This is a genomic window from Alsobacter sp. KACC 23698 (assembly GCF_045348435.1).
In the GTDB taxonomy this organism is placed as follows: Bacteria; Pseudomonadota; Alphaproteobacteria; order Rhizobiales; family Beijerinckiaceae; genus Alsobacter.
In genome coordinates, this window is sequence record NZ_CP157484.1 from 62,359 (window position 1) to 88,347 (window position 25,989).

27 protein-coding genes and 2 pseudogenes are annotated in these 25,989 nt (G+C 67.8%); 14 read left to right on the forward strand and 15 right to left on the reverse strand.

Annotated features, from left to right (window positions below):
• Window positions 1–61: 61 nt before the first annotated feature.
• The 3 genes and pseudogenes from ABEG18_RS00340 to ABEG18_RS00350 all read right to left on the reverse strand — a co-directional run bounded on the left by ABEG18_RS00340 (window position 62) and on the right by ABEG18_RS00350 (window position 3,954).
• Complete coding sequence (locus tag ABEG18_RS00340) at window positions 62–2,161, reverse strand: ATP-binding protein (RefSeq protein WP_406856114.1); 2,100 nt, start codon at window positions 2,159–2,161, stop codon at window positions 62–64.
• Between the two features lie 67 nt (window positions 2,162–2,228).
• Window positions 2,229–3,132, reverse strand: a pseudogene (locus ABEG18_RS00345) (YifB family Mg chelatase-like AAA ATPase); the annotation flags it as partial.
• Between the two features lie 204 nt (window positions 3,133–3,336).
• Window positions 3,337–3,954 (reverse strand): Crp/Fnr family transcriptional regulator, encoded by a 618-nt coding sequence (locus ABEG18_RS00350; RefSeq protein WP_406856115.1) that lies wholly within the window; start codon window positions 3,952–3,954, stop codon window positions 3,337–3,339.
• Between the two features lie 64 nt (window positions 3,955–4,018).
• On the opposite strand from ABEG18_RS00350, the gene ABEG18_RS00355 reads away from it, so the two are divergent.
• Complete coding sequence (locus tag ABEG18_RS00355) at window positions 4,019–4,573, forward strand: hypothetical protein (protein WP_406856116.1); 555 nt, start codon at window positions 4,019–4,021, stop codon at window positions 4,571–4,573.
• Between the two features lie 232 nt (window positions 4,574–4,805).
• On the opposite strand, the gene ABEG18_RS00360 is transcribed toward ABEG18_RS00355, so the two are convergent.
• Window positions 4,806–5,555, reverse strand: a complete 750-nt coding sequence (locus ABEG18_RS00360) for a sensor histidine kinase (protein ID WP_406856117.1) — start codon at window positions 5,553–5,555, stop codon at window positions 4,806–4,808.
• Between the two features lie 87 nt (window positions 5,556–5,642).
• On the opposite strand from ABEG18_RS00360, the gene ABEG18_RS00365 reads away from it, so the two are divergent.
• Both ABEG18_RS00365 and ABEG18_RS00370 read left to right on the forward strand, forming a co-directional pair.
• Window positions 5,643–6,686 carry an AI-2E family transporter gene (locus ABEG18_RS00365; RefSeq protein ID WP_406856118.1) on the forward strand — a complete coding sequence of 348 codons (1,044 nt, stop codon included), beginning with the start codon at window positions 5,643–5,645 and terminating at the stop codon, window positions 6,684–6,686.
• Between the two features lie 82 nt (window positions 6,687–6,768).
• A complete protein-coding gene (locus ABEG18_RS00370; RefSeq protein ID WP_406856119.1) occupies window positions 6,769–9,303 on the forward strand; it encodes a cation-translocating P-type ATPase in 2,535 nt (844 codons plus the stop codon).
• 44 nt (window positions 9,304–9,347) lie between these two features.
• On the opposite strand, the gene ABEG18_RS00375 is transcribed toward ABEG18_RS00370, so the two are convergent.
• The 4 genes from ABEG18_RS00375 to ABEG18_RS00390 are packed head-to-tail and all read right to left on the reverse strand — an operon-like array spanning window position 9,348 to window position 13,064.
• Window positions 9,348–10,946 (reverse strand): MBL fold metallo-hydrolase RNA specificity domain-containing protein, encoded by a 1,599-nt coding sequence (locus tag ABEG18_RS00375; protein ID WP_406856120.1) that lies wholly within the window; start codon window positions 10,944–10,946, stop codon window positions 9,348–9,350.
• 9 nt (window positions 10,947–10,955) lie between these two features.
• On the reverse strand, window positions 10,956–11,798 hold the full coding sequence (locus ABEG18_RS00380; RefSeq protein ID WP_406856121.1) for a universal stress protein: 843 nt from the start codon (window positions 11,796–11,798) through the stop codon (window positions 10,956–10,958).
• A 33-nt stretch (window positions 11,799–11,831) separates the two neighbouring features.
• Window positions 11,832–12,338 (reverse strand): cytochrome b, encoded by a 507-nt coding sequence (locus ABEG18_RS00385; protein ID WP_406856122.1) that lies wholly within the window; start codon window positions 12,336–12,338, stop codon window positions 11,832–11,834.
• A 30-nt stretch (window positions 12,339–12,368) separates the two neighbouring features.
• Window positions 12,369–13,064, reverse strand: a complete 696-nt coding sequence (locus ABEG18_RS00390) for a VIT family protein (RefSeq protein WP_406856123.1) — start codon at window positions 13,062–13,064, stop codon at window positions 12,369–12,371.
• A gap of 521 nt (window positions 13,065–13,585) precedes the next feature.
• Between ABEG18_RS00390 and ABEG18_RS00395 the strand changes: the two genes are divergently transcribed.
• Complete coding sequence (locus ABEG18_RS00395) at window positions 13,586–13,864, forward strand: hypothetical protein (RefSeq protein ID WP_406856124.1); 279 nt, start codon at window positions 13,586–13,588, stop codon at window positions 13,862–13,864.
• 221 nt (window positions 13,865–14,085) lie between these two features.
• Here ABEG18_RS00395 and ABEG18_RS00400 read toward each other — a convergent pair whose 3' ends face one another.
• The 3 genes from ABEG18_RS00400 to ABEG18_RS00410 form a co-directional block, all read right to left on the reverse strand.
• Complete coding sequence (locus ABEG18_RS00400) at window positions 14,086–14,493, reverse strand: hypothetical protein (RefSeq protein WP_406856125.1); 408 nt, start codon at window positions 14,491–14,493, stop codon at window positions 14,086–14,088.
• A 67-nt stretch (window positions 14,494–14,560) separates the two neighbouring features.
• The gene (locus ABEG18_RS00405) at window positions 14,561–15,106 is read right to left on the reverse strand and encodes a hypothetical protein (RefSeq protein ID WP_406856126.1); all 546 of its coding nucleotides are present in this window, start codon (window positions 15,104–15,106) and stop codon (window positions 14,561–14,563) included.
• Between the two features lie 208 nt (window positions 15,107–15,314).
• Window positions 15,315–15,560: a PepSY domain-containing protein gene (locus tag ABEG18_RS00410; RefSeq protein ID WP_406856127.1), complete on the reverse strand. Its 246-nt coding sequence runs from the start codon at window positions 15,558–15,560 to the stop codon at window positions 15,315–15,317.
• 195 nt (window positions 15,561–15,755) lie between these two features.
• Between ABEG18_RS00410 and ABEG18_RS00415 the strand changes: the two genes are divergently transcribed.
• Genes ABEG18_RS00415 through ABEG18_RS00425 form a run of 3 tightly spaced genes read left to right on the forward strand, consistent with a single transcriptional unit; the run spans window position 15,756 to window position 18,045 of the window.
• Entirely contained in the window at window positions 15,756–16,010 is a 255-nt protein-coding gene (locus ABEG18_RS00415; RefSeq protein ID WP_406856128.1) for a PepSY domain-containing protein, read from the forward strand.
• The gene (locus ABEG18_RS00420) at window positions 16,010–16,678 is read left to right on the forward strand and encodes a response regulator transcription factor (RefSeq protein ID WP_406856129.1); all 669 of its coding nucleotides are present in this window, start codon (window positions 16,010–16,012) and stop codon (window positions 16,676–16,678) included. Before ABEG18_RS00415 ends, ABEG18_RS00420 begins: the two co-directional genes overlap by 1 nt.
• Window positions 16,675–18,045 carry a sensor histidine kinase gene (locus ABEG18_RS00425; protein WP_406856130.1) on the forward strand — a complete coding sequence of 457 codons (1,371 nt, stop codon included), beginning with the start codon at window positions 16,675–16,677 and terminating at the stop codon, window positions 18,043–18,045. The genes ABEG18_RS00420 and ABEG18_RS00425 overlap by 4 nt, the downstream gene beginning before the upstream one ends.
• Here the strand turns inward: ABEG18_RS00425 and ABEG18_RS00430 are convergent.
• Both ABEG18_RS00430 and ABEG18_RS00435 read right to left on the reverse strand, forming a co-directional pair.
• Entirely contained in the window at window positions 18,040–18,618 is a 579-nt protein-coding gene (locus ABEG18_RS00430; protein WP_406856131.1) for a cytochrome b/b6 domain-containing protein, read from the reverse strand. The genes ABEG18_RS00425 and ABEG18_RS00430 overlap by 6 nt on opposite strands.
• Before the next feature lie 5 nt (window positions 18,619–18,623).
• A complete protein-coding gene (locus tag ABEG18_RS00435; RefSeq protein WP_406856132.1) occupies window positions 18,624–18,902 on the reverse strand; it encodes a PepSY domain-containing protein in 279 nt (92 codons plus the stop codon).
• A 270-nt stretch (window positions 18,903–19,172) separates the two neighbouring features.
• On the opposite strand from ABEG18_RS00435, the gene ABEG18_RS00440 reads away from it, so the two are divergent.
• The 4 genes from ABEG18_RS00440 (at window position 19,173) to ABEG18_RS00455 (ending at window position 20,778) form a co-directional block, all read left to right on the forward strand.
• Window positions 19,173–19,535, forward strand: coding sequence for a carboxymuconolactone decarboxylase family protein (locus ABEG18_RS00440; RefSeq protein WP_406856133.1), 363 nt, complete (start codon window positions 19,173–19,175; stop codon window positions 19,533–19,535).
• Window positions 19,532–19,801 (forward strand): DUF6522 family protein, encoded by a 270-nt coding sequence (locus ABEG18_RS00445; RefSeq protein ID WP_406856134.1) that lies wholly within the window; start codon window positions 19,532–19,534, stop codon window positions 19,799–19,801. Before ABEG18_RS00440 ends, ABEG18_RS00445 begins: the two co-directional genes overlap by 4 nt.
• 66 nt (window positions 19,802–19,867) lie before the next feature.
• The gene (locus tag ABEG18_RS00450) at window positions 19,868–20,407 is read left to right on the forward strand and encodes a 5-formyltetrahydrofolate cyclo-ligase (protein WP_406858728.1); all 540 of its coding nucleotides are present in this window, start codon (window positions 19,868–19,870) and stop codon (window positions 20,405–20,407) included.
• A 119-nt stretch (window positions 20,408–20,526) separates the two neighbouring features.
• On the forward strand, window positions 20,527–20,778 hold the full coding sequence (locus ABEG18_RS00455; protein ID WP_406856135.1) for a sigma factor: 252 nt from the start codon (window positions 20,527–20,529) through the stop codon (window positions 20,776–20,778).
• A 232-nt stretch (window positions 20,779–21,010) separates the two neighbouring features.
• Here the strand turns inward: ABEG18_RS00455 and ABEG18_RS00460 are convergent, their stop codons facing one another.
• Window positions 21,011–21,502, reverse strand: a complete 492-nt coding sequence (locus tag ABEG18_RS00460) for a hypothetical protein (protein WP_406856136.1) — start codon at window positions 21,500–21,502, stop codon at window positions 21,011–21,013.
• A 935-nt stretch (window positions 21,503–22,437) separates the two neighbouring features.
• Between ABEG18_RS00460 and ABEG18_RS00465 the strand changes: the two genes are divergently transcribed.
• Together ABEG18_RS00465 and ABEG18_RS00470 are read left to right on the forward strand one after the other, a co-directional pair.
• The gene (locus tag ABEG18_RS00465; protein WP_406856137.1) at window positions 22,438–22,641 is read left to right on the forward strand and encodes a hypothetical protein; all 204 of its coding nucleotides are present in this window, start codon (window positions 22,438–22,440) and stop codon (window positions 22,639–22,641) included.
• Between the two features lie 868 nt (window positions 22,642–23,509).
• Window positions 23,510–23,791: a hypothetical protein gene (locus ABEG18_RS00470; protein ID WP_406856138.1), complete on the forward strand. Its 282-nt coding sequence runs from the start codon at window positions 23,510–23,512 to the stop codon at window positions 23,789–23,791.
• 712 nt (window positions 23,792–24,503) lie between these two features.
• Here the strand turns inward: ABEG18_RS00470 and aqpZ are convergent.
• A pseudogene (gene aqpZ, locus ABEG18_RS00475) lies at window positions 24,504–25,247 on the reverse strand (aquaporin Z).
• A gap of 294 nt (window positions 25,248–25,541) precedes the next feature.
• On the opposite strand from aqpZ, the gene ABEG18_RS00480 reads away from it, so the two are divergent.
• On the forward strand, window positions 25,542–25,967 hold the full coding sequence (locus ABEG18_RS00480; protein WP_406856139.1) for a DUF3597 domain-containing protein: 426 nt from the start codon (window positions 25,542–25,544) through the stop codon (window positions 25,965–25,967).
• Window positions 25,968–25,989 lie beyond the last annotated feature (22 nt).

Genomic DNA, 25,989 nt, shown 5'->3' on the forward strand with positions numbered 1-25,989 from the left:
ACCGCAGGCAGACCATATCCGCCTGACGGGATTGTGACAAACGCCCGGGGAAGCGTCCGCCTCAGCCCGTCCGGGCGAGGCTTTCCAGCCCCAGCGACGCCACCAGGGCGGCGGGGTCGAGGGGCTTGGCCACGGTGGCGTCCATGCCGGACGCGAGGGCGAGCCTGCGGTCCTCCTCGAACACGTTGGCGGTCAGCGCGACGATGCGGGTGCGCGGAAGCTCCAGCGCCGCTTCGGTCTCGCGGATCCGCCTCGCCGCCTCGTGCCCGTCCAGCCCGGGCATGCGCACATCCATCAGCACCAGGTCGAAGCGCTCCTGCGGGGTCGTGGCCGCGGCCGAGAAGCACTGGACGGCCTCGACGCCGTTCTTGGCCCAGGTGACGCTGGCGCCCATCTTCTGCATCAGCCGCGTCGCCAGGAGGGCGTTGATGTCGTTGTCCTCCGCCAGCAGGACCTTCATGCCCGCCGCGACCGCTCCGTAGGCCCCCGGGGCCGCGCCGGCCGCCGCGACGCCCGGAACCGCCGCGTCCTCCGAAGGCGTCAGCCGCGACGACAGGGACCGCGCCCGCACCGGCTTCACCAGGTAGCCGTCGAAGCCCGCCGCGGAGGGCGGCCCGAAGGACCGCCGTTCGAAGGGCGACAGCAGCACCAGCCGCATCTCGACGCCGGAGCGCTTGGCGAGGGCCGCCAGCGTGCGGGCGTCCTCCTCGCCCACCGCGCCGTCGATCACCAGGAGGTCGGGAACGTAGCCGCCGTCGTTCAGGCGCACGATGGCGCCTTCGGTCGTCGCGGTCGCATGCGCCCGGAAACCGAGCTCCTGCAGGCGGCGCACCATATAGGGCCCCTCGAAAGGCGAGCGGGACACCACCAGCGCGGTCCGCCCGTCGAAGCGCGGCGACGCGTCGCCCGGGGCCCCGGGCGCCGCCTCCTCCAGGTCCAGCGTGAACGTGAAGGCCGAGCCCCGGCCCGGCTGGCTGGCGACGGAGAGCTCCCCTCCCATGCCGGCCACGAGGCGGCGGGAGATCGCCAGCCCCAGGCCCGTGCCGCCGTGCCGGCTGGAGGCCGAGCCGTCCACCTGCTCGAACTCCTCGAAGATGCGCGCCAGCCGGTCGGCCGGAATGCCGATCCCGGTGTCGGTGACGCAGAAGGCGAGGCGCCCGTCCGGCGCCCGCTCGACCGAAACCCCGACGCCGCCTTGGTCGGTGAACTTGACGGCGTTGCCGGCCAGGTTGGTGAGCACCTGGCGCAGGCGCGCGGCGTCGCCCATCACGGTGCGGCGGAGGTCGGCGGCCACGAACCCGGCGATCTCGATGCCCTTGCCCTGGGCGCGGGGCGCGAGCAGCTCCACCGCCCCCTCCACCAGAGAAGCGAGGTCGAAGGGCTCGCAGGCCAGCTCCAGCTTGCCGGCTTCGATCTTGGAGAAGTCCAGGATCTCGTCGATGATCGACAGCAGCGCCTCGCCGGACGTCTTGACGGCCCGCACATAGGTCGTCTGCTCAGGGTCGAGCCGGGTCCCCACCAGCAGGTCCGCCATGCCGAGCACCCCGTTGAGCGGCGTGCGGATCTCGTGGCTGACGGTGGCCAGGAAGCGCGACTTCGCCTCGCTGGCGGCTTCGGCCTTGGCGCGCTCCTCCGCCAGGGCGGCCTCGGCGGCGCGCCGGTCGGTGATGTCGCGGCCGACGGACTGGATCTCGGTGTCGCCATGGGCGCTGCGGACGGGGGTCTCCAGCCAGGAGATCCAGCGCGGCCCGCGCAGGGTCTCGATCTGCTGGTCGTAGCTGCGCGACCCGTCCGCGTCGCGGCGGTCGCCGCTGGTCTCGATGGCGGGGATCTGGAACGTCGTGTCCAGGAGTTCGTCCCGCGACCGGTTGGCCAGGATGACGAACGCGGCGTTCACATAGGTCAGCCGGCCCGCCTGGTCGCGGCGCAGGATGAGGTCGTCCTGCCCCTCGATCAGGTTGCGGTATCGGTCCTCGCTCTCGCGAAGCTCCCAGACGGTGTCCTGGAGCCCCTCGTTCTCCGCCTCCAGCGCGGCCGCATGGGCGCTGATCCGGAAATGGTCGCGCAGCAGCAGAGCGGCGATCACGACGGCGACGAGCGACAGCGTGCCGAACGCCGTCAACGCCAAACCCCCGGTCGTGATGGTCTCGAAAAAGCTCATGTCGGTCCTCGTCGCCACCTTACGCGCGCGAGGATTGAGAAACCGTTCGAAACAGCCCGACCCGCCGTCAAGCCTCCCCGGCGTTCTCGCGCGGGCGGTAGGACAGCGCCTCGGCGATGTGGATGCGGCCGACCCGGTCGGCGCCGTCGAGGTCCGCCAGGGTCAGCGCCAGCTTCATCACGCGGTGGAAGCCGCGCGCCGTCAGCCGCATGGCGTCGGCGGCGTCGCGCAGGATCTTGACGCCGGCGGCGTCCGGCCGGGCGACCTCCTCCACCAGGCCGGCCGGGCAGGCGGCGTTCACCCCCACCCCGGCGTTCCCGAGCGCCGCATAGCGGCGGGCCTGGCGCTCGCGCGCCGCCGCCACCCGGGCGGCCGCCTCGGCCGATCCCTCCGCCGGCGCGGGCAGGATCAGGTCCGCCGCGCTGACGGCGGGCACGTCGATATGCAGGTCGATCCGGTCCAGGAAAGGGCCGGAGATGCGGCTCTGGTACTGGGCGGCGCATTTGGGGTTGGGCGCGCGCCGGCAGGCGAAGCCGGGCTCGTTCGCCCGGCCGCAGCGGCACGGATTCATGGCCGCCACCAGCTGGAAGCGCGCCGGATACACCACCCGCCGGTTGGCCCGCGCGATCGCAACCTCGCCGGTCTCCAGCGGCTGGCGCAGGCTGTCGAGCGCCTGCGGGGCGAATTCCGGCAGCTCGTCGAGGAACAGCACGCCGTGATGGGCGAGCGACGCCTCGCCCGGCCGGGCGTTGACGCCGCCTCCCACCAGCGCCGCCATGGAGGCCGAGTGGTGCGGCGCGCGGAACGGCCGTCGGTCCGTGAGCCCGCCCTCCGCCAGGAGCCCGCCGACCGACTGGATCATCGACACTTCCAGCAGCTCGGCCGGCCGCAGCGGCGGCAGGATGGAGGCGAGCCGCGCCGCCAGCATGGACTTGCCGGAGCCCGGGCGGGCCGCACATCAGCATGATGTGCTACATTATCGAGGACGATGCGGCGAGCTTCCCCTCAGCTCCACCACGGTTCCAAACGTCACAATTTGCCGTGTGTTTGCCGGATCGCTTCTCAGCCTGCGTACCCACAGCGGTACCCAGCGTGCGTACCCGCGAGCATCGCCTGCAACGACGTCCGCGGCCCCAGAAGGATGGGGTGGGCTGACCATGTAGGCCGGGTAGTGGCTAGACCGCAGGGTCGCCTTGACTATCGAGGCGTCGATGCCGATCCCGCTCTCGGCTGTCTCTCTGTTCAGGCTGTCTTATGTCCAGTCCCGCTGGCATCTCGCGCCGCCGGGCAAGTTCGCGGTACAGCGCCTCATGGCTTACCCCGATCTGGGCCGCCACGACCTTCCACTGGCCGTGTCGGTCTGGTAGCGTATTGAACTCCAGCCAGGCCGATAGTCGCTCGGCAACCGTTTTGAGCGACAGGATCTCAGCCCGCAGCCGGGCGGCTTGCATCTCGCCGGCGAGGTGCGCGGCCCAGGCTTGCGCGAAAGCGACGTCCGCCAGCTTCGCCCTAAGGTCCGCCGCCTTCACGCTCACCACCAGCGTGGGTTCGGACGCGATCGCGTCGCAGTGGTAGGCCGGGGAGAACAAGGACGGCTCGGCGACCACCGCGCCGCGCCCGGCTCTTTGCAGCACCAGCGCGGCTCCGTTCGCCTGATGGCGCACCAGCTGGATCTCACCCCACTTCACGCTGTGCATGTACCGCACGCGGTCGCCGCGCCAGAACAGGTGTTGCCCGCGCTTGATCTCGCGTTCGCGAGCGGGCAGATCGGCGAAGGGGAATAATCCAAACATGATAGCTATCATATATGGATTCCGCGTTGTCGTGCAGTGTGGTTTGGATTTCCGAGGGATGCCCATGCTCGCCCGCACGCTCGTATTCGCCGCAGCACTATGCGGCGCCCTTCCCGCTTTCGCCCAACACGCCCACCACGCTCCGATGGCAGGCATGCCGACGAACGCAGCCGAGCCCCGCGAACCGGGGCAGGCGGCCTTTGCGGCGATCCAGGAGATCGTGGCCATACTGGAGGCCGACCCTCGCACGGACTGGACCAAGGTGGACATCGAGGCACTGCGGCGGCACCTCGTAGACATGGACAACGTGACCCTGCGCGCGCAGGTCGCGGTCGAAGCTGTCGACGGCGGCGCCCGCTTCGTGGTGACCGGGGAAGGTGAAGTCGTCGCCTCGATCCGCCGGATGGTCTCCGCGCATGCGGCGGCCATGGATGGGGTTGGCGGCTGGCGCATGCAGGCCGAGGAGCGCCCCGGCGGGGTCGCCCTCGCTGTGACTGCCGCTAGACCGGCGGAGGTCGCCAAGATCCGCGGGCTGGGCTTCATCGGTGTCATGACGCGCGGGATGCACCATCAGGAGCACCATCTGATGCTGGCTCGCGGCGCCGACCCCCACCGCTGATCCCACCGGGGCGGGCCCGATCGCCAGGGCCAACCGTCAGGCAACGAGGCCGGCATGGACCGACTGGTCGCCGCCGCACTGGCGGGAGTGGCTTGGCGTGATCGTCTGGACCATTGCGCGTCGCCCGCGCCGGCCCGGACGCGCCGGGCCAAAGCTGGCTGGCCAGGGCCATGCTCGGTCCCATGGAGCGCATGCGCGCGTGCCCGCGCGCAGTGGACAAGCACAGCAGTCCTTAGGTCGCCGATGCCCCGGTGGCCGATGATGCGGGGTCGGACGCGCCCGAACCCGCCGCGGGAAGCCACAGCGTCACCTCCGTGCCCCGCCCTGGCTCGCTTGCGATGCGAAGGGCTCCGCCCGCGCCCTCGGCGAACTCCCTGGCCATGGCCAGCCCGAGCCCTGTCCCGTGACCGGCGGGCTTGGTCGTGAAGAAGGCCTCCGATGCGCGGCGCAGCACGTCGGCGGACATGCCCTGGCCGGTGTCGGCGACAGCGATGCGCACGAGCGGGCGCGCCGGGGCAGCCTCCGGCTCCGGCGGCGGCGACGCTGAGGCGCGCAGGGTCAGCCGGCCGCCGCCGGGCATGGCGTCCCGGGCGTTGATCGCCAGGTTGACCAGCACCGTCTCCAACTGGCGCCTGTCGGCGCGGATCGCCGGCAAAGCGGCCGCCACCTCGGTCACGACCTCGATCGTCCCGCCCAGGGTGTGCCGCAGGATGGCGTGCAGCCCCTCCAGCAGCGACGCAACGTCGGCATCCTCGTGGGCGGCCCCCGGCTTGCCCGAGAAGGCGAGAAGGCGGCGGACGACGGACGCACCCCGTTCGGCGGCGTCGCTGGCCAGCCTCGCCATTTCGCGAACCTTCTCCGCGTCTTCGACGCGCCGAAGGATGGTTCCCAGCGCGCCCTGGACGGCGTGGAGCACGTTGTTCATGTCGTGGGCGATGCCGCCGGCGAGTTGACCGAGGGCCGACCGATTGGGCTGGCTCAATGTGATCCACGGCGGAACCGTGTACTTCTGTCTCTCAGGTCGCGCAGTCGGCGCGGTGCTCCATGGCTTCGACCGGAGAGGCACGGCTTGCGCACACTGGAGCATAAGGCCTTTCTGACGTTGATCGCGCTCGTATCGGTCGCGTTCGCCTGGATCCTGTGGCCATTTTTCGGCGCGGTGTTCTGGGCGGCCGTGATCGCGATCGTTTTTCACCCGCTGAACGCACGGCTGGCCGGTCCGTCGCCGCGGCGCCCGACCTTCGCCGCGCTGGCGACGGTGGCGATCATCATGCTGATCGTGGTGCTGCCCGTTCTGCTGGTGGCCGCGGCCCTGGCGATGGAAGCGTCCGATCTCTACGGCCGGCTGCAGTCCGGGGAGATCGACGCGGTGAGGATCTTCCAGCCTGTGTTCGACGCGCTGCCGTCTTGGTTGACCAGCATCCTCGACCGCTTCGGACTCACCGATCTCGGCGCCGTGCGGACCAGGATCGCGGCTGCGCTGACCAGCGGTGTCCAGGCGATCGCGACCGGGGCGTTTGCCGTGAGCCAGAGCACGTTCGGTTTCGTCGTCGGCCTCGGTGTGATGCTCTACCTGCTCTTCTTCTTGCTGCGCGACGGGGAGGCGCTGGCCGGACGGCTGAGGGCGGCACTCCCGCTACGCGCCGAACAGCGGGACGCGCTGTTCGGGCAGTTCACCGTGGTGATCCGGGCGACGGTCAAGGGCGATATCCTCGTCGCCATCCTGCAGGGCGTGCTGGGCGGCCTTGTCTTCTGGTTCCTGGGTGTCCATGCGGTACTGCTCTGGGCGGTGCTGATGGCCTTCCTCTCGCTTCTACCCGCCATCGGGGCAGCGCTCGTCTGGCTTCCCGTTGCGGTCTATTTCCTCGCCACGGGATCGATCTGGCAAGGAATTTTCCTGCTCCTCTACGGGATGCTCGTCATCGGCCTGGTCGACAATCTGCTCCGCCCGTTTCTGGTCGGGCAAGCGACCAAGATGCCGGACTATGTCGTCCTCATCTCGACATTGGGCGGCATCGAGACGTTCGGCCTGCATGGCTTCATCGTCGGGCCGGTGATCGCCGCGATGTTTCTTGCCGTCTGGGACATCTACTCCGCATCGCAAGACCGATAGGTGCTCCATCGACCAGGCAAGCCACCCTGTCTTGCCAACCGAAGAAGATAAGGACGCCTCACATCTTAAGGGCGATGCAATTATGAGGACGGCAGCATCAATGAACGGGCTAACAGCCGAAGAAGCCGCGGAGCGGCTGCGGCGAGACGGTCCTAACGAACTGCCCCGATCCGGCCGACGCACCCTCCCTAGGATCGTGCGCGACGTCCTGAGCGAGCCGATGCTGGCGTTACTCGCGGTCGGCGGGATCACCTATCTACTGCTCGGCGACACAGTCGAGGCTTTGATACTGGCCACCTTCGCCTCGCTCTCGATCGTGATCACGATTGTTCAGGAAAGTCGCACCGAACGGGTCCTTGAAGCTCTGCGTGACCTCACCAGCCCGCGCGCCCTCGTCATCAGAAACGGCGAACGCGTCCGCATCGCCGGTCGCGAGGTGGTCCAGGGAGACATTGTTGTCTTGGCGGAAGGTGACCGCGTGCCAGCTGATGCGGTGCTAGTCGAGACGTCGGACCTGCAGGTCGACGAGTCGCTGCTGACGGGAGAATCCGTTTCGGTCCGTAAGCGGCCCGCATCAGCCCACGAGAGCTTTGCTGGCCGTCCCGGCGGGGACGACCTGCCGATGGTCTTCTCCGGAGCTCTGGTGGTGCGCGGTTCTGGATTGGCCCAAGTCACCGGCACTGGCGTCCGCAGCGAGATTGGCCGCATTGGCGCGTCGCTGGGCGGCCTTGAGACGGAGGCTCCGCGCCTGGCGGTCCAGACCGGGCGTGTGGTGCGCGTTTTCGCCGTTGTAAGCTCCGCCGTGTGCGTCTTCGTCGTGATTGTCTATGGCTTGGCCCGCGGAAGCTGGCTCGACGGCGTTCTGGCCGGGATCGCGCTCGGCATGGCGCTCCTTCCGGAGGAGTTCCCGGTGGTCCTTGCGGTTTTCATGGCCATGGGCGCCTGGCGTATTTCCCGGGCTCGGGTGCTGACCCGGCGCGCGGCCGCGATTGAAGCCCTGGGATCCGCCACGGTTCTGTGCGCCGACAAGACCGGCACCCTCACCGAGAACCGGATGAGCATCGCCGAGATCCGTCTCGGCGATGGGAGCGCCCACGAGCCCAAGTCCCAGGATCCCGCCGTACGGGCCGTGATCGAAGCCGGGACTCTGGCGAGCGCGCCGCACCCGACTGATCCCATGGAGATCGCCTTCCACGCGCTGCGTCAGGAAGGCGTCCCTTCGGCCGAACTGGTCCGCTCCTATCCACTGCGCCCGGATCTGCTCGCCATGACGCAGGTCTGGCGAACGCCGCGGGCGACCGGCTGCGTCGCCGCGGCCAAAGGCGCTCCCGAGGCCGTCGCTCGCCTGTGCGGCTTGGGAACCAGTGAGTTGAAGCTCCTCACCGACGCCGTGGAGGCCATGGCCTCCGGAGGACGACGCGTGCTCGGCGTCGCTATGGCGACGTGGGAGGCTGGTGACCTACCCGACGAACAGACGGCGTTCCGCTTCACCCTGCAGGGACTGGTCGGGCTGGAGGACCCGCTACGCCCAGCTGTCCCGGCCGCGGTGGCCGAATGCCGTGCGGCGGGGATACGGGTCGTCATGATCACCGGCGACTACCCCTCGACCGCAAGGGCCATCGCTCGCCAGGCCGGCTTGGCCGATGGGACCCTTCTCACCGGAGAGGAACTCGCCACGCTCGACGGCGAAGCGCTGCAAGAACGGGTACGCACCACCACCGTGTTCGCTCGCATCATGCCGGAGCAGAAGCTGCGCATCGTTCAGGTCCTCAAGGCGAATGGGGAGGTGGTCGCCATGACCGGCGACGGCGTAAACGACGCGCCCTCGCTCAAGGCCGCTCACATCGGCATCGCCATGGGCGGGCGCGGGACGGACGTCGCCCGGGAGGCCGCCGCCTTGGTTCTGCTCGATGACGACTTTGGCGCCATCGCGACGGCCGTGCGCCTCGGTCGGCGCATTTACGACAACCTGCGCAAGGCCATGGGCTTCATTTTCGCGGTCCATGTGCCGATCGCCGGGCTGACGCTCGCGCCGCTACTGCTCGGTTGGCCGCCGCTCTTTGGACCGGTGCACATCGCCATATTGGAGATGGTGATCGATCCGATCTGCTCGCTCGTCTTTGAGGCGGAGCCGGAAGAGAATGACGTGATGCGCCGCCCGCCCCGCGATCCAGATGCGCTGCTGTTCACACCTGGACTGATCGTGGCGGGCCTGCTGCAGGGCGTGCTCGCCTTCGCGGCGACCGCCGGCGTGGTCTGGCTCTCGTCGGTGCGGGGCATGGGCCCCGACGAGGTCCGGGCCGCGGCCTTCGTGGCCCTCGTGCTCTCCCTCCTGGCGCTCGTCTTTGCGAACCGTTCGTTCTCGGCCTCCATGCTCGGGGCGCTGCGACGACCCAGTTGGGCCTTGCTGGCGGTGCTCGCGGCGGTCGCGGTGGCTCTGTCCTGCCTTCTGATGTGGCCGCCGCTGCGTTCGCTGTTCCGCTTCGCCCCCCTGCATGCCGACGATCTCGCCGCGGCCACGCTGGCGGCCATCGCGCTGCTCACCACCCTGGAGGGTCTCAAAGGGCTCGCGAGCACACGCGTAATTGGCAGCCCAGGTTGGGCTCGACCCAGATAAGGCGCCCCCTGACCGTCAATGCGCCTGAGCCTCCGGCCGCCGCGTCAGTGCGCCGGCCCGCTCTCGTCAAGAGCGCGCCGCAGCCGTCGGATGACGACCCGACGAGCCCGCTCGTCCGCCGCCTGCCGAACTGCGTCGCCGATGTCGAGCAGCAGGCGCGACAGGTCGTTGTGCCAATCGAGGTGGCCGATCTGCTCAGGACGAATCCGGCTGGGACCCGCCGTTTCGATGGATTGGGCTCCGTCAGGCGTCAATGCGAAGCTTTCGTCAAGCCGGGGGGTCAGGATGCGGCCAGTTGGAAGGAAACTGGACGCCCGGTCCTTGAGCGCCATGATCGCGGGTTCTTCCCCATGAACCAGGAAGACGCCTTTCTGGATCGGCAGGCGGGCTTTCAGCCAAGCGGCCAGCTCTGGCGCATCGGCGTGGCCGGAGTAAAGGTCGAGCGAGCGGATGCGGGCCCGCACATCGATCTCCTCGCCCTGGATGCGGACCCGCGATGCGCCGTCCTGGAGAATGCGGCCAAGCGTGCCCTGCGCCTGGAAGCCCACCAGCAACACTGTCCCTTCCTCGCGCCAGAGCCACTCCTTGAGGTGATGACGTATACGGCCAGCCTCGCACATCCCGCTCGCCGCAATGATGATGTGGAAGCTGCGGACGCGGTCAATGGCCTTGCTTTGCTCAACCGTGTCCGTGAAGCGCACGTGGCGGGAGCTCAGCGCACGCCGAAAGGCGTCTCCGTTCTCGATCTCACCCGCGTGCGCCTCAAACACCGCGGTCGCCCGACCGGCTAGGGGTGAATCAATAAAGATGGGTGCTTGTGGCAGTTCGCCGGAGCCCATGAGCGCGACCAAGTCAACGAGCAGTTCCTGGGTCCTCTCGACCGCGAAGGAGGGGATCAGCAGGGCGCCGCCATGTGTCCGGCGCGCCGCTTGTACTTCGTCACGCAGAAGCGCGCGCCTGCTGGCCGGCGTCACCTCCGGCCGGTCGGTGTCGCCGTAGGTGGACTCGCAGACGACATAGTCGACGTCCTGCGGACCGGCCGGATCGGACTGGAGCAGCTTGTGAGCCGGGCCGAGGTCGCCGGAGAACAGCAGCCGCGTCCGTTGCCCATTCTCGATCGCCTCCACCTCGATGGCGGCCGAGCCGAGGAGATGCCCGGCGTTCCAGAATCGTACCCGCACGCCGTCTGCCACAGCGACCCAGCCGCCGAGTTCAACGGGCTTGAATAGGCGCTGGGCCTCGGCCGCATCGTCGGCCGTGTAGATGGGTTCAACGGCGGCGGCCCGGCCACGCCGCGCGTTGCGGCGGTTGAGCTGCTCGACCTCCATCTCCTGGATATGGCCGGAATCAGGCAGCATCACCGAGCACAAGTCCGCCGTTGCACGGGTCGCGTAGATCGGCCCTTGGAACCCCTCCCTGACCAGCTTCGGCAAAAGGCCGCTGTGGTCGATGTGGGCATGGGTGAGGACGACCGCCTGTATCGACTCAGGGCGGAACGGGAAGGCCCTGTAGTTGAGCTCCTTCTCGGTCTTGGATCCCTGGAAGAGCCCGCAATCGATGAGGACGCGGACTGGGCCTGTGTCCAGCACGAAGCAGGAGCCGGTCACGCCCAATGCGGCGCCGTGGAAAGTCAAGCGGAGCATCGGCAGGCCTCAGTACGACATGAACAGCGGAACGGGGCAGGCCTGAAGGAGCGAATGGGTGACGCCGCCAAACACCATCTCGCGTAGAGGCGAATGCACATATCCGCCCATGACGATCATGTCGGCGCCGCCCTGGACCGCTCGCTGACGCAGAGTTTCCGCGACGTCCCCGTCCATGGCGGCCATGCAATTGACGGAGACCTTCACCCCGTGCCGGGCGAGGTGCGGGGCCAGATCCGAGCCGTCCACCGACCCGCGCAGCTCCTTCTCGCCGACCACAGCCGCCACTTCGACCTCCTCGGCCGAGCGCAGCAGCGGCAGGGCGTCGTTCGCGGCGCGCGCCGCCTTCGCGCTGCCGTCCCAAGCCAGCAAAATGCGCCGGGCCGAAAACGTGTTGCGATCCGGGGGGACAACCAGGACCGGACGACCGCTCTCGATCAAAAGAGTCTGCATCAGCCCGCGATCCAGCGTCAGCGCCTCGGCCTCGGCGTCGAGGATGGTGAGGTCCTGAAGTCGTGCCTGAGTGGTGAACGCGTCCAGCAAATCGGAATACGGAAGGTGCGGCGCTTGGGCCGAGCAGATCACACCCGCCACGGCCGCGCTGCGCTGCGCTTCATCGGCGACCTCGTGCGCAAACCTGTCCAGACGCCGGTTCTCCGCCTCGACCGCCACGCCGACATATTTGCTGACGAAGGCGTTTGGCAGCACCAGCCTGACCGAAGCCGCCTGGACGGTGGCGTGGGCGCCCGCCGCCTGGGCCAGCGTAAGACCGTAACCTAAAGCGGTATAGCTCTCCTCGGGTCCAAATTCCTTGGTGATGGCGATGAGGATGCTCTTCACACCTTCAATCATTCCGCCCTCCCGTTCTGAGTGCCGGCAGCATCGCTAAACAGGGCTCATGCGCGAGAGCGTGCCGTCGCGCAGCACGAACTGGTGCCAGAGCGCCATCGCGACGTGCAGTCCGGCAAGCCAGAGCACCACCGTTCCCCCGGTCTCGTGCACCTCGGCGACCCAGCCGGGCGAGCCCTGCACGGATGCGGCGAGGGCCGGCAACGGCAGACCGAAGAATGTCACCGGCACACCGAGCCGCCCCGCGGCGTACCAGCCCGTGATGGGTAGGCCAAGCATAAGGCCGTAGAGCACCCAGTGCCCCGCTCGGGCGGCCAGATCGAGCAGCGGCCGCTGCGGCGCTTCCATGGCCGGAATACCTCCGAACAGGCGAACCGCCAGCCGCGGCACAAGGAGAACGAGCACCGACAGGCCGAGCCAGAAGTGGAGCACGGGCGGGTTCTCGCGCACGTGCCGGCCGCCTTCGCCGGTGAACCAAGCCGCGAGGATCAGGACCGCCATCAACCAGTGCAGAACGATCACCGTCTTCGAGTATCGGGCCATAGTCGTTCCTCCATAAACGATGGGAGCCGTTCAAACGGCCCGACCCACCAAAGCGCCGATCAGGGCCGTCGCGCCCATTGCGACGGCGCCCCAGAAGGTCACCCGCAGGGTCGGTCGGAGAACCCCGGCGCCGCCGACCCGCGCTCCGATCCCGCCCAGCACGGCGAGCCCCGCGAGCGATCCGCCGGACACAGCGATGCTCGTCCACGGCGCCGGCGCCAGGACGGCCAGCGCCAGCGGCAGCACGGCTCCGGACGCGAAGGTCGCGGCTGATGTGAGCGCCGCCTGCACCGGGCGAGCCGCCACATGCTCGGCGATGCCGAGTTCATCTCGCGCATGCGCCGCGAAGGCGTCCTTGGCCGTCATCTGCACCGCGACGACGCGCGCCAGGGCGGGCTCGACGCCCCGGTCGACATAGATCTTCGTAAGCTCGTCGAGCTCGGCTTCCGGCATGGTGGCGAGTTCCTGGCGCTCGCGAGCCATGTCGGCCTCCTCGGTGTCGGCCTGGGAGCTGACCGACACATACTCTCCGGCCGCCATGGACATGGCCCCGGCCACGAGGCTGGCCACGCCGGCGACGACGACTTCGCGCTGGGCGGTGGCTGCGGCCGCCACGCCCACCATCAGGCTGGCGGTCGAGATGATGCCGTCATTGGCCCCGAGCACCGCGGCGCGCAGCCAGCCGATGCGCTGGATCAGGTGGGCTTCCCGATGCAGCGGATGCATGTCGGTCCTCCTCGGGCGGGACGGCGGAGAAAGCGGGCGTTCCGCTCAGATCGCGACGCCTGATGTTCGGCCAGGGCGTCGTCGGGAGGTCAGGGCGCGCGCTGGCTGGATCACGGGATTGGCGAAAGCACTGGAAGCAAACTGACGACACTTTTCTGCTCCGCCGCCGGGGCGTCCATGCGAAGGATCAAGTCGGGACGGATTGATTGGAGTTGGGCGGTCCGGCCGCCTTCGCACACCCGGGCCGCTCTCAAGACAGCGGACGGCCAGCATCGCCGGCCAGACGTTTAAGCTAAGCGCGCGGCCACCCGCGCGCCATCCGGGGTTATGACCCGCGGGATGCACCATCAGGAGCACCAGCTGATGCTGGCCCGCGGCGCCGACCCTCACCGAGAAGTTCTCGGTCGCTGTCAGGGGAATTGAGCCACATCATCTCGACCTCGACCGGAAGCGGTAGTCTTGGCGCGCTGAGCACGGCGGCCCTGGGTCGCTCAAGCCAGCCGTCAAGCAAGGAGGCCGGCATGGACCGACTGGTCATCGCTGCACTGGCGGGAGCGGCTGGCGTGATCGCCTGGGACCTGTCGCGGTCAGCCAGCCACGGCCCAGGCGCGCCGAGGCAGGGCTGGCTGGCGAGGCACATGCTCGGTCACATGCAAAGCATACTGGCGAGCATGCCCGAGGACGCGCCGCCGAAGCTGGTCATGACGATCCTCCCGAAGCTGCAGGCGCAAAACGAAACCATCATCGCTCTTCTCCGTGAGCAGAACGAACTTCTGCGCGGGCGGCGAACGGCTCCTTAGCCAGGGGACGGCTGCTCCGCCCGAAGCCCTCGCTGTCGCATGAACGGGACCGGGCCGATGGGTGCGCGGGGCGACCTAACGTTGTCTGGCGTGGCTTCCCTGGCCGGTGGGCTGGGGCCAATCGCGCGCTTCTTCCCAGAGCGCCGCAGGAGACTGCATGATGGCGTGAACGTGCTGCGGAATGGGCTGATCGCTCTTTGAGAGGAGCCTCTTCTGGCCAGTCACCGGCCATTTCGCCCGAGCGGCGCCTCCACATTGTAGGCGCGGCCGATGACGAAAACCGACACCCCGTCCGGGCTGACCAGAAAGTCGTGGACCTCAAAGGCGCGCCGCTCCTTCTCGCCTGCTGGGCCGGCGCGCGCGATCACGTAACATCGGGGTTCAAGCGGCAGCACGCCGACGGTGGCAGACTCGATGACCAGTTCTTGTCGCGACAGCTTCCGCCATCTCTCGCTGCCGGACGAGATCATCTGCATTCGTGCAAGCAGCCGAACGTCCCTGACCCGCTCGCAAAGAGCGGCGATCTCCGATCCGGTCAGGCGTGCGCTCTGCAACCATTCCGTCTTGGCTTGGACCAAGGACGGAATGGCCAATGATGCGATCCCTGCGATCAGGCAACGCGCGCGCATGCACAGCCTCGCTGCTGAACGCCGAGGCAAACGGCAAGCCTGGCGTCATGGCGGTGGCGGCAGGCCCTTAGCCCGACTTTCGCCCCGTAACGCTTGCCGACGTCGCCGGCCTGTCCGCCGCCGGGCGCCGCGACAGCGGCTCGCGTTGTGCGCTCTCGGGAAGCGACGTCGTTGTTTTGGAAAGATGTTCAGGCGGCCAGAGATAGACGGTCTTGCCGCAGCCCTGGCCCAGCCAGATCGGCCCAGACCCGACCGGCCCGATCTCGATGTAGATCTCGTCTGCGTCAGGGGATCTGACCGTCACCTCCACGACGCTCAGCAGCCACTTGCTGTTCTCAGACGGCGGCTCGAACCGGATGTACGTGGGAAACTTGTACACGTTCAACGTGTCGAGTTGCGGATTGCGCGGGTCATTGAACTCGGGATCAAGGACGGAGGCGCCATCCCCGTAGACATAGGTATGGTCGTCGCCGCGCTCAACCGCGCTCCTGCCGTCGTTGACGCGGAACTCACGCCCGGCCAGGCCAAGAAAGATGTTTCCCTCAGTTCTCGGAGGCCGCTCCAAGGCTGAGGCGGTCAGCAACCGGAGCTGGATTTGCGTGATGTTGGCCATGGCGGCGCCTCTTCCTTGAAGCCTCACATCAGTGGCGTTGCAGGTGGTCCAGATCGGCCCTTAGGCGAGCACGGCCTGGCGTGGCTCCTAGTGCCCACATTGGTCGCCCGCGGGCGGCCCTGCGCATGCCCGCTGCCTTTGGCTGCCAGCCAGGACTGCGGTGAAGACGAACGTCCGTGCTGACATGACGAATGTTCCTCTAGGTCGTTCAGCGAAGGGCGGCGCGGAGCATCTCGCGCGTCGCGGGGTCATAAGTAAGCTTGATCGGCAGCCCCGTGTCGTTGACGGCGCGCAACATCAGCCGGCCGTGTTCGACTTCCAGGTGACTGACCCGATAGCCAAGATTTTCCAGGTGCTGGCGGATGGCGTCGCCTGCCGCTGACTTGCTCTCGCCGGCCAGGGCCATGGAGGCCGCTGCCACTGTGGCGAAGATTGTGATGAGGATGGTGCGCATGGTGGTTCTCCCGATGGGCTCCGGACCGAGACGATCCGAGCCGATGCGCAGGACCCTAGCGGAGGCGGGCTGTTGCCCCGCTGTTGAGGCATGTCAGCGTCCTGACAGGCTCCGGCGGGCTAGATTGACGCCATGTGTCGCCACCTCGCCCGGCTTGCGATCGCGCTTGGGCTCACCGCCGGTGCCCTGGCGCCTTTGAGCGTTCACGCGGACCGCGCGCGCGAGCAGGACGAGGCGCGCCAGGCTGTCGAGCGCGGCGAAGCGCTGCCGCTGGCCGAGCTTCTCGGCCGGGTCCGGGCAGAGCTGGGCGGCGAACTCGTCGGGGTGTCCTTCGAGCGCAAGCGCGGGCGCTGGATCTACGAGTTCAAGGTTGTGGGCGAGCGCGGTCAGATCGAGGAGGTCTACGTCGACGCGGCCACGGCCGAGATCCTCAAGCGGGAGGGCCGCTGATGCGCATCCTGCTCGCCGAGGACGATGCGCGCATCGCCAGCAAGGTCAGGGCGATCCTGGAAAGCGCCGGTTATGCGGTTGACGCCACCGCCGACGGCGAGGACGCCTGGTTCCGGGGCGACGTCGAGGACTACGACCTCGCCGTCCTGGATCTCGGTCTTCCGAAGATGGACGGCCTCGCCGTGCTGAAGAGATGGCGCGCGGCGGGCCGCTCGCAGCCCGTGCTGATCCTGACCGCGCGTGGCGCCTGGACCGAACGGGTCGAGGGCATCGACGCCGGAGCGGACGACTATTTGTGCAAGCCCTTCGTTATGGAGGAGCTGCTGGCTCGGGTGCGCGCGCTGCTGCGGCGGGCGGCGGGCCGCGCCTCGTCAGTGATGACCGTGGGGTCGGTCACGCTCGACAGCCGGCAGATGCGCGTCCGGGTCAACGACGAGCCGGTCGATCTCTCGCCGCTCGAATACCGCTGCCTCAGCTACTTGATGCACCACGCCGGCCGGGTGGTCTCATCCGGCGAACTCATGGAGCACCTGTACGCGCACGACCATGACCGCGAGCCGAACGCCGTGGAGGTGCTGATCGGGCGCCTCCGGCGCAAGCTCGGAGTCGACCTGATCGAGACGCGCCGCGGCTTCGGCTACTCGGTGCCGGAGCAACCGGCCGCATGAGGCGGGGTTCGCTCAAGCTGCGCCTTCTAGCCGCCGGGGTCGCGTCGGTGCTGCTGGCCCTTACGGTCGCTGGAATTGGCCTGCTGATCCTGTTCGAGCGCCACGTCGAGCGCCGGATGGCTCTGGAGCTCGCGGCCGACCTTCGCATCCTGGTGAGCGGCATCGGCCGCGATCCGGCCGGCGCCCTTGAGGTGAATGGACCGCCGCTCGATCCGCGCTACGGCGAGCCGCTGAGCGGTCGCTACTGGCAGATCGCGCCGGAGCCGCCCGGCGCGGTGCTGCGCTCCCGCTCCCTTTGGGACGCGGCGCTCGACCTCCCGCCGGACGCGCTGGCCGACGGGCAGACCCACGAGCACCTGGCTTCCGGTCCCGGCGGCCAGTCTCTGCTCGTCACGGAGCGCTCTGTCGTGCTGCCGGTGCGGCTCGGCGGCGGGCGCGTTCGGGCGGCTGTCGCTCTCGACCGTTCGGAGATCCACGCGGCGGGCCGGGCTTTCGCCTCTGACCTCGCCCCATCTCTCGTGCTCCTGGCGGCCGTTCTGGTTCTTGCCAGCTGGGTTCAGGTTGCGGTGGGCCTGCGGCCTCTCGATGCGGTGCGGTTCCGCTTGGCCGCGGTGCGGACCGGGGCCGCGCGCCGGCTGGGCGCGGATTTCCCGGACGAGGTTCGCCCACTGGCGGCGGAGGTCGATCACCTCCTTGCCGCGCAGGCAACGGCCTTGGAGCGCGCCCGCGGTCGCGCCGCCGACCTCGCCCATGGTTTCAGGACGCCGCTGACCGTCCTGGCGGCCGACGCGGAGGAACTACGGGGGCGCGGCGAAATCGCGCTGGCGCAAGAGATCGCAGAAATCACGGAAGGGCTGCGGCGGCATGTCGAGCGGGAGCTCGCCCGGGCCTGCGCGGGCGTGGAGCGGCGGGAAGGACAGCCACAACCGCTAGGCCCCTGGATCGAGCGCGTCACGTCAGTGCTGCGGCGGACCCCCGCCGGCAAGGCGCTGAGCTGGACGGTTGACGCATCGGAGCTGTCGGTCCGTGTGGACGAGCAGGACCTGACCGAGATGATCGGCAACCTCGCTGAGAATGCCTGCAAGTGGGCCGTCAGCGTTGTCCGGATGACCGCCGTCAAGGAATACAATGCTGTCGTGCTCCGGGTCGAGGACGACGGGCCTGGCATTCCGCCCGGGCAAGCCGCGGCCGCGATGAAGCGCGGCGGGAGACTCGACGAGCGCCAGGCAGGCTCCGGTCTGGGCCTGGCCATCGTTCAAGACTTGGCCGAGGCCTATGGCGCCAGCTTCGCATTGCGACGCTCAGACCTGGGGGGCCTGAGCGCCGAGATCCGGTTCCCCGAACAAGCGGCCGGGCTCGCCCTATAAGGCGCGCTTGCGTCCGGTGATCATGGCCTTCACCAGGTTCTCGCGGTGCGCCACGCTGGAGAAGATGACGCCGACGACGTGCAGGCCAATGAGCCCTAGGCTGGCGTAGACGAGCCCCTCGTGCAGGACCTCCACCCACTCCGCCCCCCAATAGGCGTCCGTCGTCATCATGATTCCGGTGACGGAGGTCCCGGCCAGCATGAACAGCAGGGCGACGACCATCGCGCCGCCGGCGGGGTTGTGGCCCCTGAAGCGTATCGCCCGACCCGCGAGGGCCGCTCGGCCATAGGCGAGAACCGCCGCGGGGCTGCGCACGAAGTCGATGAAGCGAGCGTGCCGCGATCCGATGATCCCCCAAACAATGCGAAGCCCCACAAGGCCGGCGATGCCGTAGCCTGCGGCCACGTGGACCCGCTCGATCTCATCGCCGGTGGCGAAAGCCAGCGCGAACAAGCCGACCAGGCTCCAGTGGAAGATCCGGACGAAAGGGTCCCAGACGCGGACCTGCCTCGTCCCGGCATCCGCCGGCGGCGTCGCGCCGCCGGCCTTGTCCGTTTCCGTCATGACGGCCATCGCGGTCATTCCTGGGCCACGATGGCGCCCGAGGTCGGGTCGAGGAACAGCTCGACCCGCGCGCCCTTGGCGTCGAGCACGTAAACTTCGCCACAAGCGGCCTTGAGCTTCGCCTTCTGAACCTTGTAGCCTTGGTCCTGCGCCTTGGCCTTGAGCGCCTCCAGGCTGAGCCACTGGCTTTCCGGCGCGGCCGTGCAGGGCCGTCCGAGGCTGCTGGCCTGCGCGGCGGGGATGAACGCGACGGCTGCGGCGAGGACGCCGGCGAGCGGGATGATCTTGCGCATGTCTGCCTCTCTTCAGTTCGGACTCCCGCGAGCTGCGGCGCCGACGAGAGGCAGACTGGCGGAGGGCGCCTGTCGGCGGGCTGATGGACCATGTCAGCGCATTGTCAGCTGCGGCGGCTGGCTGGTTTCTGCCGCCGCCAGCAGCCGGCAGTCGGTTTGCCGTCGCCAGCTTGGAATGGGCTCGGCTTAGCCGGGCTGTTGTGTATTGCGCCGGGCGGCTCGGGCGTCGCATCCTCACGGCGGGGGCGCTGGACGCGAATGGAGCAGGACATGGCCGACGGTCTCTATCCCGAGGCGAGCGGGGAACTGGCCAAGCTTCGCAAGGAGCTTGGCCCCGAGCAGGACGCCGCCTTCAAGGCCTTCGGCAAGGCCGTGTTCGCCCCCGGCGCGCTGGATGCGAAAACCAAGCAGCTGATCGCCGTCGCCGTGGCCCATGCGACGCAGTGCCCATACTGCATCCGAGGCCATACGAAGGCGGCGCTCAAGGCCGGCGCCACCGGGGCCGAGATCATGGAGGCTGTCTGGGTCACGGCCGAGATGCGGGCTGGCGCTGCCTTCGCTCACTCCCTGCTCGCCCTCGACGAGATCGCCAAGACGGCGCCGGCCTCAGGAACCGAGGCCCAGCGACCATGACCGTGAAGCTAGGCCAAGATGAAGTCGAGCTGCCAATGAGCGTCTTGGCCGAGCTTCTGGACATGCCCCTGGAAGATGTCGCCGCCCAGATGCGCGCCGGCTCCATCACCGGCGTGGTTGAGCGGGGCGAAGGCGCGGATGCGGGGCGCACGCGCTTGACGTTCTTCCGGGGCTCGCAGAGGGCGAGGCTGGTCATCACCTCGGCCGGCGAGGTGGTCCAGAAATCGTGCGTGGACTTCGGTCCACTCGCGCGCGTCCCGCGGTGAACCGGGATGCCGTCCACGCCCGAGAAGATCGCCATTCGCGAGCTCGCATTGGCAGCGCGCGGCAGGATGAGCGCCGACGACCGGCGGAGGGCCGCAGCCGACGCAGGAGCGCGGGTTCTGGATCTCCTAGGCGCCCTTCCAGGCGTGGTCGGGCTATACGTTCCGATAGGCGACGAGTTGCACCCGCGCTGGCTTGTTGAGGCGCTGGCCAGCCGCGGTCGGCAGCTGGCCCTTCCGTGCACGCCGCGGTGGGCTGCCCCGATGGTGTTTAGGCGGTGGGCTCCCGGCGACCGGCTTGCGCGCGGCCGCATGGACGTTCCCGAACCGCCAAGAGAGGCCCTCGTGGTCGATCCCGACGTCGTAGTCGTCCCGCCGGTGGCGTTCGACAGGCGAGGCTTTCGGATCGGGTACGGCGGCGGCTTCTACGACCGGACCTTGCCGGCGATGCGCGCCCGCAAGCCGGTCGCCGCTATTGGCATCGCCTTCGCATGCCAGGCGTGCCCCAAGGTGCCGGACGAGCCGCATGACGTGCCCATGGACGCGGTGGTCACCGAAACCGAGGTGATTGAGAGGCGCACGCCCATGGCGGCCAGGGCAAACCCGTGATCCTCGTGACGTCGCCACGTCGGACGCCGCCTGTGTGCACCCTCGGTTGCGATGCGTCGGAACCTTTCTCCAAGCGCTCCATCCAACGTCGATGTAGGATCACACAGGACCACATCGTCATGGACCCAGCAGTCCTCCCCGACCGCGACATGGCAGGATCGCCAGACGCGGAGCTGGTGCGCCGGACGCGCGCCGGCGAGGGCGGGGCCTTCGCCGCGATCATGACCCGCTACAACCGCCGGCTCTACCGAACCGCCCGCGGCATCCTGCACGACAGCGCCGAGGCTGAGGACGCCCTGCAAGAGGCCAATGTCCGGGCCTACTGCGCGCTGGGGGACCTCCGCGGCGAACCGGCCTGGCGACCTGGCTGACCCGCATCGTGATGAACGTGGCGCTTGGACGCGTCCGGAGCCGCCACGGTACAGCGGACCTGGCGGAGCTCGACAACAGCTCCCAGCAGCCGAACGTCCTTAGTGAGCACGGCGGTCATGGCGTGTTCCATCGGACAAGGTCAAATTGACGTACGCCCGGAAAGAGGCATTCAGCTGAGCAGCGAGGATTTAAAACGTTCCATGGCCCAAGAACCCCGAGCGTAAGGACCAGTCAGGCGCGACCCAGCAAGTGGAGAGGGCTCGGGCTCGCTACCTCGCGCAAGTCCCTGAGCACTTCGTCGGACAAGGACATCGTAGCTTCCAACTCGCGCAATAGCGGCTGGAGGTATTCAGTCCCTCGCAGTTCGCCGTCAGCAAACGATCTGACATCCTCGGCCAAGGCGCCCATTCGGGTATAGAAGAAGGCGATCTTCCTTGGCAGCGGCGCAGCTAACCTGTCCAGCCGCCCAGCTTCTGCTTCGAAAACCGGGTACGGACGGGGAGGCAGACAGGTCAAGGAAACCTGAAGGTGATCCGTTGCTCTCCTGAGCTGCTCGACGACATCACGGCACTCTATCTCGCGAACGATGGCCGCGATTTCGCCTACCAGCGCCGATGCCAAGGCTGTTCGATGTCGTCGAAGCTGAAACTTGGTGACCGCCAACGCGCTCAGCAGAGCGATTGCTGCACCAATCACGACACCGGTTGCGAACGCGACAGCCATGGGCTCTTCCTCGCGAACGAGAGCAGAGTACCACGATCAACAGGACATGGTCGATGGAACCACTGTCCATCTTAGAGGATTTCGTCGTTGAACTCGCGGACATCCAGGAGAGGATCGGAGCATTTTTCCCATCCTCGACGCGATGATGGGTAGCGGCTTTGTCGCGCTGGAGAAGGTTCAAGTCCTTCAATACGGACCGAATAGTGGACCGGCCCAAACCTGAGACCATCCAAATTTCCTTCCCGTGGCATCGGGGCAGGTTCACAAACGAAGAGGGAGCCTGACTGGATGGCCACCAAGCTGGACCTCTCTCCCGCGAAGTCCGCGGCCATAGCCCGCCAAGACTAGGGATCGAGTGTCGAGGGCGCGACGTTGGGCCCTCAGGCAGCAAAGGACGGAGGCGCCAGGGCCAGATCCGCCGGCTGCTGACGGGGTTGTCCAATATGAGAGATCGGTCGCATCCAGATCGGCCCCAGCCTATCGGACCGGGTGACCGGGTCCGTCTTCGTTCCAGCAGGGAACTGCCGCAAGAGATCTGCGCTGGTCGCTACGTCACTCAACGAGGCGTGGTGATCGACCAGCCGGGACAGGACCGATTGGTGAGTTTCGACGACATCGAGACTGTCCTAAAATCTACGTCCCAGAAACACTGATCCACGTGTGCGGCTAGTCATTCTGGGCGCACTCGGCCGCTGGCCTGGTTAAGAAATTAGAGCTTTCGATTCAAACTCAAAGCATCCGGAACCTCGCCCCAACGTCAAACGTCGTTCCTTAGCAACCATGCGAGGAAAGACGACATGAGATATTATGGTATTAAGGATCACAGAGATCCTGATCATCTACCTGAATCTCCCGGGAACAGACCCACGCATCAGACCGGTCACGCGGAGGCGTTCCTTGATGTCGAACTCAGCCCCCGAGACCAGCAGGACTTGATGACCCTGCTTCAGCTCGATCTGGTGCCTCTTAGCCCGGAGGCGGTGAGCCACACGTTCCTGGGTCTCACCATCATCGGCTGGCTGGTCGCCCCCGAGAAGCTGGCCGCCTTCTTTGGAATGGAGGAGGCCGTAGAGCGCTGGCATCGCCAATACGAGAACTCCCGAGAAGGTCGCTCTCTGCGCCGTGCCCGCTCCCACTGATGCTGTCCACTGTCGAGGCTCCCCACAGCCGTCCAAGCTCCATAGCCCAGCCGAGATAGACACCATGCCGACCGCCGGGTTTGCGGATCGGGTGTATGCTGACCCGACAGATGGATCGGCAGTCCGGCTCCCATCCCATCGGCGCTCGGCGTAGCCAGCGTCCTCGCATAGGCGATCCGGGATAGACCGGCGGTACGTCCATCTGGTGAAAGCCTCTCTTGAAGATTGGGGGCGAGCAATGGCTCAGGAGACTGTGTGCAAGACGCCCGGATAATCCGGATCCCTCTGCAGAGCCCTAGCCCTTCGGGAGCCCGCCCTCCCGGTGGGCTTTTTGTTTGGCCGCAGGCACACATGCATCCGGGTTGTGATGGCATCAGAGCAGCCCGGGCGAGCCCTACTCGGTGGCTACCAGCGCCCATGTGCCAAGAAGCAGCAGACACATGATGCAAGCCGACCAGACAGCGATTTCGGCCATATGTCCGGGTATGGATTCACGCATTTTCCTGGGTCCACGAAGGCCCTCGGTGCGTCTTGCTGCTCGTGTGCTTGATCGAACCACCGCATTCTGAGCACCAATAGGAGGTCTCCCGCCAACGCCAAAAGCCCGCGCCAAAACCTTTGGAGCGGATCTCAGCAAGGCTTGAATGAGCAGGAGCCGCTTGTTTGAGCTTGAGCTGGCAATGGCAGGCGTCACAGAGCTGCTGCATGGCCTCGCCTCCGTTCAGACCACAGGCACACCTTTCTGAGAGGCACGCAAGCCACTCTGCGTGCGTGGCGACGCGGAAGCTAGGCATGGCGTGGATGGTCCAGCCAGGGTGGCGGGAAGCCGCGCGTCATGGTTTCTTGGAGAAAACGAGGGAACGTATTCGTGTCGTCGCTATCAGAACAGGTTCTCAGGATCCTCAGTGATGTGTGGAACCCGCTGGAGCTTCTTTCCCATGAAGCCAAGGCGCACTACCTCACCCCCGCGAACAGAATCACGAACGTGATCAACAACGGGCAGAATGAAGCTTCGATCAACATGATGACGTATCGGTTCGAACGTGAGCACGGGTTCAGTGGCGCTGTTTCCGCGCGCAACAGCGCGGTCCGTCTCCTTCTCGCCCTCAAGCCGGAGAGCGAGCCGCCTGGGCCGCCGGACGACGCATAGGCGAACTCGCCCCGGCCAAGCTGCCCGTTCAGATCGATTATGCTCACGCGCTCGCTGCGGGACGGCGTGGCTATGCCTGTCGGGCGCTTCTAGTCACATCTAGCCCTGGCTGTCGCGGGCTGGGGAGGTCCTGTGACGCCCGCTCGCCCGTCGGAACGACAGGTGCGTGATCACACCAAAACGACACGCGCGGAGACAATGTCGCCGGCCCAATCCGTCATCGTGTCGGACTACCTTGGCTCAGATCATTGGTGCGTCCGGCGCGACTGCTGGAGGCGCGGCTTCGGCCAGCCGGCCATCGGGCCCGTCGACCGAGAGGGCAGCGGCGGACGCGTCTGTACCAGCATCCGCGCCCTCTCGGTCAGCCGGTATACGATGATGCCCTCAGGGCCGTGCTCCACGCCGTCGACGGCAATCAGGTCGTTAGCCAGAAGCATCATAACGTCAGGGTCCACCAAGGCGGGGCGCACCAGGCGCAGTTCGATGCTTCCGTCCTCTTGGGCCTGGGCGGCCACGCGTCTTAGGCAGCTTAGCAGCATCTTTCCATCCCATTATTGTGGTTTTTCGCTCGCGCGATTTACATACCACGAGCGAACCCACTGGGTCGCGTGCCATGGGATCCGGATCTTCCCTTAATCCGGTCGGCCTGCCTTGCGCCTGGGAAAGACGGTGTTGGGGCCCAACAGACCCAGCGCGTCCTCTAGTCGCCCTCTCAGGGCCGGATCGCGTCGAGCGGCTTGCCGAGATCGCCCGTCACCAGCGCGGCGGGCTCCTCGCTCAGCCACCGGTACAGGACGCCCCCGATCGCGCCGCCGACAAGCGGAGCCAGCCAGAACAGCCAGAGCTGCGCCAACGCCTAGCCGCCGACGATCAGCGCCGGCCCGGTGCTGCGGGCCGGGTTGACCGAGGTGTTGGTCACCGGGATGCCCACGAGGTGGACCAGGGTCAGCGCCAGGCCGATGGCGATCGGCGCGAAGCCGACCGGGGCCTTGCCGTGGGTCGAGCCCATGATGACGAACAGGAACATCATGGTGAGCACGACCTCGGCCAGGAGGCCGGATGCGAGGGTGTACTGGCCTGGCGAGTGCTCGCCGTAGCCGTTGGCCGCGAAGCCCTTGGCGATGCCGAAGCCGGGCGCGCCGGAGGCGATGCCGGAGAGGACGCCCGCGGCGACTACGGCTCCAACCACCTGCGACACGACGCAGGGCAGAATGTCTTTGGCCGGGAAACGCCCGCCGGCCCACAGGCCGATCGTGACGGCCGGGTTCAGGTGGCACCCCGAGACGTGGCCGATGGCGTAGGCCATGGTGAGGACGGTCAGGCCGAAGGCCAGCGCGACGCCGAGCAGGCGGATGCCGACCTGCGGGAAGGCCGCCGAGATCACGGCGCTGCCGCAGCCGGCGAAGGTCAACCAGAACGTGCCTATGGCCTCGGCGCTGCACTTGCGGAAATCCATGCCCACCTCCTCGTCTTGGAAGAAGCCCGGCAGGGCGCCCGAACACGGCCGTGCGGCCTGCGGAGCGATGCAAAGGAACGCGAGAGGCGCGGAGAAACGGCGCCTGCGCCTGACGCATGTCGGGACGAAGATTAGCACGTGCGGCTCCCGGCGTGAGCCGCGGCCGCCTCCTCCTTCCGGCCCTGTTGATCGAGACCACGCCAAGGCCGATCATGAGCGACCGCCCACAGCATTGCTGGGTCTGGGTTAAGCGACAACTCCAGGGAGGTCCCGACGAGCGTCGTCGGGTCGATCATGCGCAAAATTTTCGGCGGAACCGCGCAGGCGCTACCTGCGGCGGCCCAGCAGGCCGGAGCCGCCGCCGTGCAGCCAGGGGCGCCGGCGTCGGCTTCTTCAGCCGCCGCCTCGGCGCAGCAGCCAGCCGCGCCCACGGCGCAGGCGGCCGCGGCGTCCTCGGCCGGCCCGGTCGACGTGGCGGCGATCCTCGACGGCCACGTCGCGAAAGCCGGCCAGAAGCTCGACTGGCGCCACTCCATCGTCGACCTGATGAAGGCGCTCGGGCTCGACAGCAGCCTGGCCGCCCGCAAGGAGCTCGCACAGGAGCTCCACTACAGCGGCGACGCGAACGACAGCGCGGCGATGAACACCTGGCTCCACAAGCAGGTGATGCAGAAGCTCGCAGCCAACGGGGGCAAGGTGCCGGACGAACTCAAGGCCTGACGCAGCCCAGCGGGGGGCCGTC